Source organism: Myxococcus stipitatus DSM 14675 (genome assembly GCF_000331735.1).
GTDB lineage: Bacteria > Myxococcota > Myxococcia > Myxococcales > Myxococcaceae > Myxococcus > Myxococcus stipitatus.
Genome location: NC_020126.1, coordinates 10,034,038 through 10,048,501 on the forward strand (window position 1 = coordinate 10,034,038; position 14,464 = coordinate 10,048,501).

At 67.9% G+C, this 14,464-nt stretch carries 10 protein-coding genes; 6 read left to right on the forward strand and 4 right to left on the reverse strand.

The window, feature by feature from the left end:
• The first annotated feature begins 214 nt into the window (after nt 1-214).
• The gene (locus MYSTI_RS39070) at nt 215-1,015 is read left to right on the forward strand and encodes an ABC transporter ATP-binding protein (RefSeq protein WP_015353397.1); all 801 of its coding nucleotides are present in this window, start codon (nt 215-217) and stop codon (nt 1,013-1,015) included.
• A gap of 6 nt (nt 1,016-1,021) precedes the next feature.
• On the opposite strand, the gene MYSTI_RS39075 is transcribed toward MYSTI_RS39070, so the two are convergent.
• Both MYSTI_RS39075 and MYSTI_RS39080 read right to left on the reverse strand, forming a co-directional pair.
• Nucleotides 1,022-2,506, reverse strand: a complete 1,485-nt coding sequence (locus tag MYSTI_RS39075; RefSeq protein WP_015353398.1) for a putative metal-binding motif-containing protein — start codon at nt 2,504-2,506, stop codon at nt 1,022-1,024.
• A gap of 80 nt (nt 2,507-2,586) precedes the next feature.
• The gene (locus tag MYSTI_RS39080; RefSeq protein ID WP_015353399.1) at nt 2,587-5,373 is read right to left on the reverse strand and encodes a YncE family protein; all 2,787 of its coding nucleotides are present in this window, start codon (nt 5,371-5,373) and stop codon (nt 2,587-2,589) included.
• Nucleotides 5,374-5,710: 337 nt separating this feature from the next.
• On the opposite strand from MYSTI_RS39080, the gene MYSTI_RS39085 reads away from it, so the two are divergent.
• The 4 genes from MYSTI_RS39085 (at nt 5,711) to sitI6 (ending at nt 11,392) form a co-directional block, all read left to right on the forward strand.
• Complete coding sequence (locus tag MYSTI_RS39085) at nt 5,711-6,733, forward strand: AraC family transcriptional regulator (protein WP_015353400.1); 1,023 nt, start codon at nt 5,711-5,713, stop codon at nt 6,731-6,733.
• A gap of 88 nt (nt 6,734-6,821) precedes the next feature.
• Nucleotides 6,822-9,071 (forward strand): hypothetical protein, encoded by a 2,250-nt coding sequence (locus MYSTI_RS39090; protein WP_015353401.1) that lies wholly within the window; start codon nt 6,822-6,824, stop codon nt 9,069-9,071.
• 16 nt (nt 9,072-9,087) lie between these two features.
• Entirely contained in the window at nt 9,088-9,816 is a 729-nt protein-coding gene (locus tag MYSTI_RS39095; protein ID WP_044282608.1) for a hypothetical protein, read from the forward strand.
• Between the two features lie 862 nt (nt 9,817-10,678).
• On the forward strand, nt 10,679-11,392 hold the full coding sequence (gene sitI6 / locus MYSTI_RS39100; protein ID WP_015353404.1) for a SitI6 family double-CXXCG motif immunity protein: 714 nt from the start codon (nt 10,679-10,681) through the stop codon (nt 11,390-11,392).
• Between the two features lie 17 nt (nt 11,393-11,409).
• On the opposite strand, the gene MYSTI_RS45495 is transcribed toward sitI6, so the two are convergent.
• The gene (locus MYSTI_RS45495; RefSeq protein WP_015353405.1) at nt 11,410-12,276 is read right to left on the reverse strand and encodes a GNAT family N-acetyltransferase; all 867 of its coding nucleotides are present in this window, start codon (nt 12,274-12,276) and stop codon (nt 11,410-11,412) included.
• Between the two features lie 116 nt (nt 12,277-12,392).
• Here MYSTI_RS45495 and MYSTI_RS39110 point away from each other — a divergent pair, with 116 nt between their 5' ends.
• Complete coding sequence (locus MYSTI_RS39110) at nt 12,393-13,418, forward strand: bile salt hydrolase (protein WP_015353406.1); 1,026 nt, start codon at nt 12,393-12,395, stop codon at nt 13,416-13,418.
• A gap of 51 nt (nt 13,419-13,469) precedes the next feature.
• On the opposite strand, the gene MYSTI_RS39115 is transcribed toward MYSTI_RS39110, so the two are convergent.
• The gene (locus MYSTI_RS39115) at nt 13,470-14,387 is read right to left on the reverse strand and encodes a LysR substrate-binding domain-containing protein (protein ID WP_015353407.1); all 918 of its coding nucleotides are present in this window, start codon (nt 14,385-14,387) and stop codon (nt 13,470-13,472) included.
• Nucleotides 14,388-14,464: the final 77 nt, after the last annotated feature.

Sequence of the window (14,464 nt, forward strand, 5' to 3'; positions counted from 1 at the left end):
GCCTCGCGGTGGTGGCCTTCGAGCCCTCCGCGCGGCGCCGAGTGCGTCGGGGAGGGCTCGCCGCGCCGCCCGCCTGGAGGAGGGGCGACCCAGGCGGACGGGCGGGGAGCCCTTCGAGCCTGGAGGGGCCGGCACGCCGGACGGCGCGACGGGTGGCCCCTTCACGGCGCTTCGAGGAAGCGAAGTGCCTGGGCCCACACTATGGTGAGAAGCCATGAGCAACACGGGTGGTAGCGCGCCGGCGAAGCTGGCCATCGAGGTGAAGGGCCTCCACAAGTCCTTCGGTGACAACGAGGCCCTCCGAGGCGTGGACCTCGAGGTGCCCGAGGGCACCACCTGCGTGCTGATGGGTGTCTCCGGCTCCGGCAAGTCCGTGTTGATGAAACACATCATGGGGCTGCTGAAGCCGGACCGGGGCTCGGTGCGCGTGAATGGCGAGGAGGTGGCGCGGATGGACGAGGCCGCGCTCAACCAGATGCGCCGGCAGCAGGGCATCCTGTTCCAGGCCAACGCGCTGTTCGACTCGCTCAACGTCTACGACAACGTGGCGTTCCCGCTGCGCGAGCGCACGCGCATGTCGGAGGGGGAGATTCGCCAGACGGTGGACAAGACGCTCGCCATGGTGGGCCTGTCGCACGCCACCACGCGCTTTCCGGGCGAGCTCTCCGGCGGCATGCAGAAGCGCGTGGGCTTCGCGCGCGCGGCCATCCTCCAGCCGAAAATCCTGCTCTACGACGACCCCACGGCCGGACTGGACCCGCTCACCACCGCGTCCGTGAATGAAATCATCTTCACCGGCAAGCAGCAGCTCGGCGCCACGTCGCTGGTGATTACACCCGATGTGGCCACGGCCTTCGGCATGGCGGACCACCTCGCGCTGATGCACGAGGGCCGCGTCGTCGAGTACGGCCCGCCGGATTCCTTCCGCGAGTCACAGCACCCCGCCGTGAAGGCGTTCCTGCACAACTGGCTGCGGCGGCGCTCCCAGAAGGGCCGCGCCGCCGCTACGGGCTGACGCCGCTCAGGGCACGCAGTAGCGCGCGCCGTTGAGGATGCTGCCCTCCGTCGGCGTGGTCGTCATGTAGAGCGCCCCCATGTGCTTGGGTCCGAGCTTCTCCATCAGGACCCACTGCGCATAGCGGTGGAGCGGCAGGTACGCGGGCCCGGGAGTCCGGTCCACGGAGGTGTGGCCTTCTTCCTGCGTCCACAGGCGCCCGTTCCACCCGAGGACGGGGCTCCCCCCAGGGGGCGGAGCCTGGTGGTCCTTGAACACGGAGAGCCACGCCAGACGCAGCACGCCCTCATCCGCGAACCCGTTGTGCCAGACGATTTCCCCCGGGGGCGCCTCGGCCCGCGTCATGGGCAGCCCCCCATTGAAGAGGTCGTGAACCACCTGGAGCTGGTTCCTCCAGGCCGGAGCCTCGCGCGACCGCATCACCAGCGCGGGCGACTCCACGGGTCCACCGTGAGCCGCGCCCAGGTCCACCAAGGTGGGCATGGGGTCGGAAGCCATCTCGAAAGTGCGCGCGACGCCAAGGGGCTCCAGGTTCGCGGAGAAGCGGCGCACCCTCACGGTGCTCCCCTCGGGCACGGACCTCGTGTCGTCCATGGCCACCAGCACCTCCCCGTTGCGCAGCCAGAGGACACTGCTCGGATTCGGAGTGTCGCCCTGCTCGCTCGTGAAGAGGACCTTGGGCGCGACGAGGACCTGCCCCCGCGAGTCCGTCACCAGCCCCTTCACCTGCCCCAGCACACCTTCCTGCCAGAGGGTCGGACTCCAGAGCACCATCACCCGGTCGTCCGCGGGAGACGTCACCACGCGGTAGCGCCACGCCTGCTCGGGCAGGGTGAAGAGGACGTGCTCCACCATCTTCCCATCCTGTCCCTGGATGGGAGCACCCTGCGCATCCAGGGGGACCAGGATCAGCTCGGCGGGGCTCCCCCGCTCCGGCAACTCGGCCGCATGGAACAAGGCCAGCCCATCCTTCGTCTGCACGAGCTGGGCACGCAGCAATACCCCCGTGAGCCCGTTGGGCCCCTTCTGCGGCAAGGGCACGGTCGACTCCCCCTGGAGCGACAGGTCCACGCCCAACCGCAGGACTCGCACGCGACTTTCGTTGTCACCCACGGCGACGAACACGCCGTTGTCCGTCTTGAGGACAGAGAGGGTCGACGCCGAGAGGGTGGTGCGCAGCGCCGTGACCCGGGACGCGTGCGACGGGTCCGTCACCCCATCACAGTCATTGTCGAGGCCGTCACAGCGCGACTCGGACTCTTCAAAGTCCGCACCATACGAGCGCGCGGTGCAGACCGTCTCGTATGCCCCATCCACCCACGCCCGCTTCGCGCCCGCACAGACGCCTTGGGACCTCTCGCAGGCCAGCGGCGGAACCCCGCCGTCCTCATCCCCCTCTTCATTGGACCGACAGGCCGTCAGCGCCACCAGCAGCAGGACTCCTACTCGAACAGACAAAACTCGCATGACCGCCAGCGTCGCACAGTTCATGCCAACCCTGATGAATCAATTCCCCGTCAAACGCCGAGAGGAGCACAACGGCTCCCCTCGGCACGTGTCCTGACAATCTGTCAGCGATTGAGACCGATTCGTGCCCCGGAGCCCGGCGGCACGCAGGTGTAGGTTATCTCCTGCCCCACCGTCTTGGCATACCCCCGCAAGGTGGCATCCGACACGGTGGTCGTGGTGCCGTCATCCGGGATGAACGCATTGCCCGTCGGGTTGTAGAGGAAGCCCTTCACGCGCCCCCCCAGCGCCACCTTCGCCACCAGCTCACACTCCTTCACCACCCCGCCCAGAATCTTCGAGGTGAACGGCGTGCGCGCCCGCTGCAGCAGCAGGTCGATGCGCGGCCCCACGCTCGCCGCGTTCGTGCTGCTCAGCGTCACCTGCTGTCCCACGATGGGCGCCAGGTCCGTGTCGAACGCGAGCATCAGTTGCTCCACGTCCCGCCGCGTCCCATCCGGGTTGCTCAGCGGGAAGCCCACGCCGATGCTCGGGATGAACACGATGGCCGACAGGAAGCGCGCAATCGTGTCCACCGCGCCGTCGTGCACCATCCCAAAGCCTCGGACCTGGTTCCCCATCCACCCGCTGTCCGGCGCCATGAAGAACGGCGTGTTCGCGTTCCCGAACATGCCCACCTTCTGATACAGATTGCGCAGGTGCGGAATCTTCACGATCTGAGGGATGTTCTCGAAGCTCACCTGACCATCCGTGCCGTAGAACCCCTTCGACGGGTCCAGCCGGTGACAGCCCTCACACGTGAAGCCCAAGCCCTCTCCCAGCGGCAGGCCATCCGAGCGGCGTGAGCCCGCGTAGAAGTTCAGCCCCCGCTGCTGCGCCGCCGTCAGCGAGTTGTCCAGGTTGCGCACCGGATTCGGCGGCAGCACCACCTGCAACTGGAAGTCGGTGAAGCGCTGCATCTCCGTCAGGGTGGGCTTGCTCGCGCGGCCCAGGAGTCCCTCGAACGCGACGATGAAGTTCATGAAGGACAGGTTCGGGTCCGAGCCGCTGACGCCGAAGAAGCCATTGGCGCGGTCGCCTCGCCAGTGCATGGGGCCAGACGTGCTCATGCCGCGCATCGTCTGCGTCGTCATGGGGCCCTTCATCGGGTGGAAGTCGCTCACCTTGCCGGAGCCGTTGATGTGCGGCTTGAGCAGCGTGGCCGTGGCCAGCAGCCGACCCGAAATCGGATTCTGCGTGACGTCGTCATCGGGGTTGCCCAGGTCCCACGCCAGGTCATCCATGTCGCCGAAGATGTGGCAGCTCGAGCACGACGCCTCGCCATTCGCGGAGAACGTCGCCGCGTCGTAGAGCACCGGCCGCCCCTGCACCACCGAGACAGGCTCCGGGTTGAACAGCACCTGCTGCCCCACCTCCGTGCGCGTCGCCAGGTCCAGGACCTTCACCGCGTTGTCGAAGCGGGTCATCACGTAGAGCCGGCCGCGCGCCTCGTCCAGCACCAGGCCGCTGGGGCCACCGCCGCTCACCGGGATGTACGCCCCGCTGTTCAGGCGCGGGTCGAAGCTGTCCGACTCCAGCGCCTGCGTGTCGAACACGCCCACCTTGCTGGAGCCATACGCGGCCACGTAGAGCGTGCGCCCATCCCGGCTCACCACCATGTCCAGCGGCGTGGCCAGGCTGTGCGCCTTCGCCGTCGGGTCGAAGCCCGGCTCCGACGCCAGCTTCGCGTAGTCCAGGTGCTTGTTCAGGTGCCGAGGCATCACCGTTCCCGCGAGAATCGCGGTGATGCGCGTCTCCGCCAGGTGGCCCTGCACCGTGGTGCCGCCGAAGACACCGGGACCTTCGAAGCGCACGTGGTTGTTGGCCTCCGTGTTGGACACGTACACCGTGCCCGTCACCGGGTTGGTCACCATGTTGAACAACGTGGTGCCCACGTGCGCGAAGGCCTCCTTCTGCGTCAGCCCGTCCGCGTCGATGGCGAACACATCCTGGTCCGGCAGGTTGAAGCGAATCGCGTTGTTCCAGTTGCGCCCCAGCTCGTCCCGCCACTGGCTGAACTGCCGGTCGTACTTCACGATGAGCGCCACCTCGGGCGCGGGCACGCCCTGGTGGTTGGTCTCGGGCCCCGGGCTGCCTCCGGGATAGATGCCGCCGCTCACCAGACAGGGCAGATAGGGATTGAAGCCCTCACAGACGAGCTCCTCCAGCACCGCCGTCGTCTGGTTGCCCGACTTGAAGACCGCCGCGTACACCGTGCGCCCATCCGGGCTCACCGTCAGCGCGCGAGGCGTGTCCCCGAACAGGTTCAGGATGCGCACGGGCGTCCCGCCCAGCGTCGTGCCCAGGCTCGCCGGGTCGAACACCCAGACATCCGCGCGCCCCACGCCCGGCGTGGTGAGCTGCGGGTCTCCCGCGCCCGGCACCCCGGCGAGGGAGGCATGCGTGCGGTGCTGTCCCCGGTGCGCGGTGGTGATGAAGGCCCGGCCCTTCGGCCCCGCGAAGACGATGTCGCGCGGCTCGTCGCCCACCAGCAGCGTGCGCACCACGCGCGGCGTCCCCGTGAGCGACACCACGCTCACGCTGTCCGACAGGTGGTTGACCACCCAGACCTCGTCATTGCCCCGAGGCGCCACCGCCACCGGCTCCAACCCCACCGTCACCTTCGCCTGCAACGTCAGCCCCGAGTCCTCCACCTTGAAGACCGACACGCTGTTGTCCGGCGTGTTCACCGCGAACAGCCGACTCCCGTCTGGAGACATCGCCAACGGACGGACCTGTCCACTCTCGAAGGTCAGGAAGCTCGGCGGCGCGGCGAGGGCAGGCCCGAAGGCCACCAACGCCAACACCACCAGCAAGGACTTCTGGATGCCGCTGAGTCGCAAGGGAGTCATGGGAATGCCAGACCTCTGGGAATGACGAGGGGGACGACCATCGCGGCGAGAGACCACCTCTCACCGCGCTCCGCGGAACAGAAGGCACACGCCCACCCGACGCGGCGGGGGACCTCCACCGACGGAAGAAAGCAACGGGAGCGTGAGCGACGGAGCGCGGCGCTCAGGCTCGTTCAGGGATGCAGGTGACGCGATGCATCAGCCAGAAGACACACGACGCTCATGAACAGGCATCATCACCTCCGACATGGCAGGATTCCGGGGAAGCCAAGCTACTGGTTGGTGTGGCCCCCACGCTTGTTCCGTTCCGCCAATTCCTTTGGCCGAAGGCGACAACATGAGCTCTCCGGCGACCGTTTTGACGAGCTGGGCTCTCACGCTCCACCGCACGCTGGAGCTGCGCGGAGTGGATGCCCAGGCGTTGTTCGTGAAGGCGGGGTTGGACCCGGCGCTGCTGGGCGACGCGAATGCGCGCTATCCCCAGGAAGGGATGACGCGCCTGTGGCGGCTGGCGGTGGAAAATTCGGCGGACCCGGCCATCGGGCTGCAGATGGCTCGGCACGTGGCGCCCACGACGTTCCACGCGGTGGGCTACCGGCTCAATGCGTCCAGCACGCTGCGCGAGGCGTTCGAGCGGCTGGTGCACGCGGTGGCGCTGGTGTCGGACGGGCTGCGCCCGGCGTTCACGCGGGATGGGGATTGCTATCAGGTGCTGCTCTATGACGGGGGCGGCGGGCCGCACCTGTGCGAGGAGGAGACGGACGCGGTGGCCTATCTCCTGGTGCGCTTCTGCCGGGTGATGTACCGGCGGGAGCTGTCGCCTCGGGAGGTGCTGCTGCGTCGCGCGGCGCCCGCGGACCTGACGCCCTACGAGAAGTTGTTCCGGTGCAAGCTGACGTTCGGCGCGGAGGCGGATGTGCTCGTGTACGAGCGCCTGCCGTTCGAGGTCACCCTGCCGGGGGCCAATCCGGAGCTGGCGCGCATCAATGACGAGCTCATCGTCCGGCACCTGGCCCGGCAGGCGGGACAGGACGTGGTGGCGCGGGTGCGCGCGGTGTTGCTGGAGCTGCTGCCGCAAGGAGAGCCGTCGCAGGAGAAGGTGGCGGAGCGGCTGCACATGAGCTCGCGCAGCCTCCAGCGGAAGCTGGTGGAGTCGGGCTCGGGGTTCCGGGAGCTGCTCGCGGAGACGCGGCGGACCCAGGCCCTCTCGTACCTCTCCGAGCCGGGGCGGTCGGTGAGCGAAATCGCGTACCTGTTGGGTTTCTCGGAGGTGAGCACCTTCACGCGCGCGTTCCGGCGGTGGACGGGGCAGCCACCGAGCCGCTTCGGTGCTCCGGCGAGGGCTCGCTCGGGTTCGTGAGCGGGGGCGTGGTGGGCGAAGGGGGGCTCGTGCTTCAGTGCCGTCTGACTTGCGCCCTTCCTCGCTGACGCCCTTGCTCGTTGGATGGATGAGTCTCCTGCTCGTGCTCGGGGCTGCTCCGGCCTGGGCCTGTGGGCCCTTCTTCGAGTCACCCATCTACGTCCACTCCACCCACCCCGACCGCCCGTTCGAGTCCTTCGCGGCCGGCCACCTGGGTGTCCTCCAGGGGACGTTCCAGCCCATGTACCTCGCGTATGCGTGGCGGGTGATGATGGCGGTGCCCGCCACGGGTGAGGAGCAGCGGTCCGCGGTGGAGGCGTGGGCGCGCTGGCATGAAGACGTGCCAGGGGGCGCGGAGAAGGAGTCCGCGCGCTGGCTCGCGGCCCGGGCGGAGGTCCTCCCCTCGACGCCTCCCGCCACGGCGCCCCTGCTCTTCCTCGAGGAGAACTACAACCGAATCCCCTACATCCACGGCGATGCCTTCCTGCGCGCGGAGAAGACGCTGCGGGTGCTCGTCACGGAGTGGAAGCAGCACCCCGCGCTCGTGGCGGAGTGGGTGCGCAACCAGGACGCGGTCTTCAGTGCGGGGAGTGTGCTGGAGGAGCTGGCGCCCGCGCTCGATGGAGGGCTGTCCGCTTCGGTCCAGGCCCGCCGCCGCGCGGAGCACGCGTATCAACGCGCCTCCGCGGACTTCTACGGGCGGCGCTTCGCCGAGGCCGCGAAGGGCTTCCGGCAGATCAGCCAGGATTCGGGCTCGCCGTACCGGGTGCTCGCCGCGTATCTGGTGGCGCGTGTCCAGGTGCGGCAGGCGCTGCTCGAACGCCCCGAGGATTGGCGGTCCCTGCCCGAGGCGCCTCCCGAGTTCATGGCTCGGCTCACCGAGGCGGAGCAGGTGATGGCCCAGGTCCTCGCCACGCCGGGGCTGCGCGAGGTCCATCCGGCGACGCTGCGGCTGCGCAACCTCGTTCGTGCCCAGCTCCAGCCGGATGCGCTGACCTGTGAGCTGATGGGACGCGCGGCTCAGCCGCGAACTGGGTCGGCGCTGGGTGTCGAGCTCATCGACCTGAACCAGGGGCTCAAGCGAGTGCTCGACGACGACAAGAAGTCGTCCCAGCCGCTCTGCTCCGGGCTGACAGGGCCCGCGAAGGACCTCGCGGAGTGGCTCGCGGTCTCGTACGTCCCTCCGCTCCTCGCCGACAGTCAGCGAGAGCCTCGGGCTCGGAGGAACTACGCGCTGGCCGTGGCGCGGTGGGAGAAGACTCGCCAGCTGCCGTGGCTCGTGACGGCGCTCCAGTATGCGCGGGTGGATTCGCCGGGGCTGCGTGAGGTGCTCGAGGCGGCGGCACGGGTTCCCGTGAAGTCGCCGGCCACGATGACGTTGGTGTATCGCTCCGCGCATCTCTTGCGGGAGTTGGGGGATGTCGCGGCGGCGCGGGCTCGGCTCGCGACGGTGCCCCTGGAGGTGTCGCGAGAGGGGGTCTCCAGCGACAACCTCCTGAGAGATGAGCGCTTCGCCCTGGCGCGCGACTGGGATGAGGCCATTCTCCACGCGCTGCGGTCCGCTGCGGGAATGGAGGGCAACGGCTTCAGTGACGCACTCGCCACGCCGCTCGCGGAGCGGAGCCAGGTCCTCGACTGGGGGGCGGTGCGGGCGCTCAATCCTCGGCTGACGGCGCGGCGCATGAGCGAGCTGGCGGAGAAGACTTCGCTGCCTCCCGCCATCCGGCACCAGTTGAGGTGGACGGCCTTCACTCGCGCCGTGGTGGTCGAAGACCATGAGACGTTCCTGGCCGTGGCGAAGGTGCTCGAGAAGTCGGAGCCCGTCGCGCATGCCGGGTTGAGTGCCGTGCTCCGGCACACCTCACGGGAAGAGCGCCTGTTCGAGGCCCAGCTCCTGTTGATGGACTCCTTGGGCGCGACCCCGGAGCTCGAGGCCGAAGAGGACGGCGTGAGGGACGCGGGGTTGTCCAGCGAGGACGCGGAGACGTACGTGAGGGAGATGCTCACTTACGGGAAGATTGGCTGGTGCGTGAGCAAGACGGAGTCCCCGACGACAGCCCTGTCCTTCCTGTCGGAGGAAGAGGCGAAGGCCGCGCGCGAGGAATGGAGCAAGGTGGTCGCGGCGGACAACTCGATGAGCTATCTGGGACGCGCGGCGCTGGCGTGGGCGCAGGCGCACCCGAAGGACCCTCGCTCCCCCGTGGCGCTCTATCGCGTGGTCCGGGCGAGCAAGAAGTCCTGCGCCGAGCGGACCTCCGAGGCACGCGACGCGTTCCGCCTGCTGCATCGGCGCTACGGGAAGAGCGACCTGGCGAAGAAGTCGAAGTACTACCACTGAGCGAGGGACTTCTTCCGTGAGCCGTGGTGGGTCCATCCTCCTCTTGCTTTGCGCGACACTCGCGTGTGTCCCCACGTCGGAGCCACCGCGCGTGGTGCTCTGGGCCTGGGAGCGGCCGGAGGACCTGCGGTTCCTGGAGGGACAGCCGGTCGACGTGGCGGTCCTGTTGGCGACGGTCGAGCTGACGAATACAGCGAACATCGTCCAACGGCGGAGGCAGCCTCTGCGCCTGCCTCCGGGAATGGTGCCGCGAGCCACGGTGCGGTTGGAGATGCGAGGGGGAGCCTCGCTCGCGCGCTTCTCGACGGAGCGAATCTCCGCGCTCGCGGACCAGCTCATCACCCTCGCGATTCGTCCGGAGGCCACGGGCCTGCAGATTGACTTCGACGCACGGGAGTCCGAGTACGACGCCTACCTCTCATTGCTCCACGCGGTGCGAGCGCGAATGCCTCCGACACAGCGGCTGTCCATCACGGGGTTGGCGTCGTGGTGTGTCCCGGGAAGCTGGGTGGCGCGTGCGCCCGTGGACGAAGTGGTGCCCCAGCTCTTCCGCATGGGCCCAGAGGCCGCCATCTGGCGGCGTCGCTTCGCACGAGAGATTCCCCAGCCGTGCCAAGGCAGCGTGGGGCTCGCCTTCGATGAGCCCCGTGCGGTGCCTCCAGGAACACGCACGCTCTACGTCTTCAATCCGAAGCCGTGGACCTCCTCTGACTATGCACAAGTCATTGAGGAGCTGCCGCCGTAGAGCAGCTCTCCTCTATCGTGCCCTCTTCTCGGCGGTCATTGGCATATCGCTACTCCATCGATGACATGCACCACATTGATGGGGCGACATCACCGTCCACGTGTTGCCAACACGTCAGTCGGGTCAGCGCGCAGGTCCGCCTCGGGCTCCCAGCAGCTCAGAGGGCCTCCCCTACCCCACTTCATCAAAGTACCGTGGGCCATCCATCAGGCTGTTGCCCTACGCATGCGATCCGGAGAAGGCATCATGGACATAAACCTGAACGGTACGTTCCACTTCAAGCATGTCTATGCGACGAACCTGGAAGACTGGGGCGTCCTGGCCTTTCCTCAATCGCAGAATGCCACAGAGGTAGGCCGCCGCTATCGCGTTGGCGAGCCAGTCCTGCTAGCGATTCCTCAAAAGCCCAAGGAAGTCGCCGGCCCTGTCCCCGTCGAAGTACGCGGCCGGGTTTTCGCTGTGTGTACTCTTGTGGTGCTCGCGGGCTCTGCAACATGCCAGATCGCAAACCCTGAAATGGTCCGCCGGCATCCTGACGTGGTCAAACAGTGGGACACCGCCCTCCCCATTCGGAGGCTCTGGCGATTATCCCATCCTCGGCCATACATCGAGTTCGGGCAGGAGCTAGTCGAAACAGCGCGGATACGGCGCGGCCAATTGATTAGATTGGCAGATCCTCTCCCTGCAGCGGAGGTCCGACACTGGCTCGGCTCGGTCCAGTGCGAAGAGTTGAGATTGAGCTACTCCACCAAGGTCAAGGCGCTCCTCGACCGCTTCGGTAGAGGCCCGTAAGTCAGCCTGCATGGAGAGGGCACCTGCCAACTCTGCGTGCAGTTTTCCGACTTCCGTGAAGGGATTGGGCATGCGGATGTTCCGAGCCACCCCTACGTTTCCTCCGCGCTCCTCCTGGGGGCTCCAGGCGAGTTCGAAGTGGTGGCTCCCCGGAATCCATTGCCCGACCTGCGATGAGGTCTGGAGCGGCACGGGTGAAGCGTATCCGTCCGTGGACCTGTCGAGCCTGGCGGAGCACCCGAAGTTCACCGCTCGGGTGGAGGAAGACTTCGAGGAGTTCACTCGACTCAGAGAGCTGGTGCGTCCCCTGGCGCCAGAGGGCGCGGTGCTTGAACCAGGCGCGAACTTCGGCCCGCTGGTGGGCACGGGAAGAGGAACACCGCCTCCGCTCTTCTTCGCGACGCCCTGGCAACCCGTCATGCAGCGCGAAGCGCTTGAGCAACTCCAGAGTCTGGGGCTTCAAGGGCTGTTGGGATGTCGGACCGAGCTGCGGCTCCGCAGCAAGGCCGCCCCCGAGCTGCTCGAGCTTCAGCTCGAGTCACGTGGAGAGCTGCACCCCACCTGCCTGCCGCGAAACCTGCCCCAGCCGTGCTCGACCTGCGGCCGACTCGCCTTCAGCTTTCCCAGCGCCCCGCTCCTCGACTGGGCATCCCTTCCAACAGACCGAGACTTGTTCCGACTCTCCCACTTCAAGACCGCCATCATCGCCACGGAACGGTTCATCGATGCAGTGAGGAGCCTCGACATCGACGATGTGCAGTTCCGCGAACTACCGGCGCGTTAGCACCGACACGGCCACCCTCAAGTCCGAGCCATCACCGGGAACCGGTCCGGCCCCATAGGCAGCGGCAGGTTGCGCACGAACAGGTCCGCGTCCGTGTCTTCACCCACCACCTCCGCGCCGGGCCACCAGCGCTCGGGCGTGAAGCCGAACCGCACCTCCTTCACGGGCTGGTCAATCAACCGCGCCAGGTGCGGCCTCAAATCGAAGACCTCTCGCGCATAGACGTCCTCGATGTGCAGCACCCCATCCTCCACCCCCGCGAACACCCACGCGTCCTCTCGCAACCGGCGCAGCGGCCGCGCGAAGTTCGCCGCCGCGTACCACGTCGCGATGTGCCCATGCCGCCGCGCTCCGAAGCGCTCCGTCACGGCCACCCCCTCCGCCGCCAGTGCGACCAACTCCTCACGCGCACGCGCCTCCGACAAGTCCACCTCCGGCGCCAACACCCCCGCCGGCTCCACGCTCAACGACACCCCGAACAACCGCTGCTCCCGAGGCACGAAGCCGAAGCGCGGATAGAACCCGAGCACGTTCTTGTTCGCGAACAACATCACCGGCGCGCTCCCACAGAAGTCGAGCGCCGCCTCCATCACCACGCGCGACAAGCCCTGCCCCCTGCGCTCCGGCACACAACCCACCGCGCCGAGCTGATACCCCTCCACCTCCCGCCCCTCCACCCGCAGACACATCCGTGACACGGAGGCGTTCGCCACCACGCGCCCTTCCTCCATCACGCTGAACGCCCGGTACTCCTCGCGCCACTCTCCCCACGCACACCAGCGACGGAAGTCGACCGTGCGGAAGACTCGCGGCACGTACTCACAGAAGGCGGCTTGAAGCTCGGTGGCACCGTGGTCGATGACCACGACCTGCGACTTCGACATGGGGAATCCCCTCGTCACAATCATCCATTAGGCAACACGTCCGAGCGACTTCCGACCCACCGCCCTCCACATCCCCCGAGGATCCAGCGTCGCCCCACACCCCAAGGAGCCCTCGCATGTGCACTGACTTCCTCATCGTTGCCTCGGACAAGAGCGTGGTGAATGGACGCAGCATGGAGTTCGGGGTCGACCTCGGCTCCGAAATCCTGGTCCGTGCTCCTGGCTCCAAGTTCATCTCGCCCTCGCCCCACGGCCTCCTCAACGGCCTGTCGTGGACGTCCTCCTACGGCTACGTGGGCCTCACCGCCAAGGACAGCCTCCCCATCATCGTCGATGGAATCAACACCGCCGGCCTCTCCACCGGCAGCCTCTGGCTCCCCGGCTCCCGCTACCCCAAGGTCACCGTCAACGCCAAGGCCCTGACGCTCGCGCAGTTCCCTGGCTGGGTGCTCGGCAACTTCTCCACCGTGGCCGAGGTCCGCTCCGCCCTCCTCGAAGGCGTCGCCCAGGTCTGGGAGAGCGACTGGCTCGCCAGGTACCTCCCCCTCCACTTCCCCATCCACGACGCCCAGGGCAACAGCCTGGTCGTCGAGTTCCTCGACGGCGAGCTCCACCTCCACGACAACCCCGTCTCCGTGCTCACCAACGCACCGCCCTTCCCCGTCCAACTCCAGAACCTGCGCAACTACGTGGGCCTCTCCCCCTACGACGCGAAGCCTGTCCAGTTGGGCAGCGAGACCTTCTCCCAGCCCGGCCACGGCAGCGGCCTGCACGGCATCCCCGGCGACGCCATGCCGCCCTCCCGCTTCGTCCGCGCCACCTACCTCAAGCAGTTCGCCCGCCCCGTCGCCAACGCGACCGAGGCCACCAGCCTCGCCTTCCACATCCTCAACTCCGTCGACATCCCCAAGGGCACCGTCCGCTCCGTCAATGACAAGACCCAGCGGGAGGAGGATGACTACACGCAGTGGACCGTGGCCAAGGACCTCACCCACACCGTCTTCAACGTGCGCTTCTACGAGGACCAGCTCATCTACTCGGTGAACCTCAAGACGCTCGACTTCGGCGCCGCCGACGGGAAGACCTTCGTCGTCCCGTCCAGCCCCGCGTCCATCGACCTCACCCCGAAGCTCACCCGCTGAGCGCCCCCGCCTCACACCCGAGGCCCGTCGCGAAGTGGCGGGCCTCCGGGTTCACCCAGTCCCCAACAGCAGCGGGGGCGCCTTCGGTCCCTCCGAGGCGAAGCGCTCCCGCAGCAGTTGCACGAAGCGCGTCAACGAGGCCGGCCGCTGACGAGACACCCGGGTCACCGCGCTCCAGCGTCGGCGAATCCCCCGAGGCGTGAGCCGGAGCGCGTGCAACCCCTGCCCTTGCGCCGGAAGCATCCAACCCGGCAGCGCCGTCACCCCCATGCCTCCCCGCACCAGCTCGATGAGCGCCTCGGTGAGTGGCACGGGAGAGACGCGCTGCGGCTCGACATTCGCCGGCCAGAAGACCCGCGTGAAGATGTCGAGCTGCTCACGCGGCGCCGCATACGTGAGCAGGTGCTCCGACGCCAACTCCTCCGCCGTGACGTGCGCACGCCGAGCCAACGCATGGCCCGCCGGAACCACCAACATCAGCTCATCCGTGAAGAGCGCGGTCCGCGCCAGCTTCGCGTGCGGGGGCACATCCGTGGTCAACGCGAGGTCCAGTCCGCCGCTCAGCAGCGCGTCGAGCGGCTGGCGTGTGGCCTCCAGGACGATGCGCAGCTCCGCGCGCGGATACTCCCCCTGCCACTGTCCGAGGAGGGGCGGCAGCCAGCCGTAGACCGTGTAGCAGCCCGTGCTGAGCCGCAGCAGGTCGTCCTTCGGATGCGCGCGACACACCGCCTCCGCCTGCGCCACTTCGTTCAACACCCGCCGCGCCGAGGTGAGCAGCTTCTCCCCCGCGTCCGTCAGCAGCAGCCGACGCTGGCGGCGCTGGAAGAGCTGAACGCCCAGCCGCTCCTCCGCGTCGCGAAGCTGGTGGCTCAGCGCCGAGGACGTGAGGTGGAGCTGCCGGCTCGCCGAGACCAGGCTCCCCGTGTCAGCCACCGCGGCAATCAGCTTGAAGTGACGAAGCTCGAGCATGTCGGCACAGCCTGACATGAACGGCTTTCATCTTCTTCGAGAAATCGTTTCGCTGCGCTCATGGGGCCCGAGTCCTT

What these genes read in the sequence shown, in the direction of transcription:
- MYSTI_RS45495 (WP_015353405.1), bottom strand. Translation starts at nt 12,276, where the DNA reads ATGTCGAAGTCGCAGGTCGTGGTCATCGACCACGGTGCCACCGAGCTT.
- MYSTI_RS39110 (WP_015353406.1), top strand. Translation starts at nt 12,393, where the DNA reads ATGTGCACTGACTTCCTCATCGTTGCCTCGGACAAGAGCGTGGTGAAT.
- sitI6 (WP_015353404.1), top strand. Translation starts at nt 10,679, where the DNA reads ATGCGGATGTTCCGAGCCACCCCTACGTTTCCTCCGCGCTCCTCCTGG.
- MYSTI_RS39080 (WP_015353399.1), bottom strand. Translation starts at nt 5,373, where the DNA reads ATGACTCCCTTGCGACTCAGCGGCATCCAGAAGTCCTTGCTGGTGGTG.
- MYSTI_RS39070 (WP_015353397.1), top strand. Translation starts at nt 215, where the DNA reads ATGAGCAACACGGGTGGTAGCGCGCCGGCGAAGCTGGCCATCGAGGTG.
- MYSTI_RS39075 (WP_015353398.1), bottom strand. Translation starts at nt 2,506, where the DNA reads ATGAACTGTGCGACGCTGGCGGTCATGCGAGTTTTGTCTGTTCGAGTA.
- MYSTI_RS39085 (WP_015353400.1), top strand. Translation starts at nt 5,711, where the DNA reads ATGAGCTCTCCGGCGACCGTTTTGACGAGCTGGGCTCTCACGCTCCAC.
- MYSTI_RS39115 (WP_015353407.1), bottom strand. Translation starts at nt 14,387, where the DNA reads ATGCTCGAGCTTCGTCACTTCAAGCTGATTGCCGCGGTGGCTGACACG.
- MYSTI_RS39090 (WP_015353401.1), top strand. Translation starts at nt 6,822, where the DNA reads ATGAGTCTCCTGCTCGTGCTCGGGGCTGCTCCGGCCTGGGCCTGTGGG.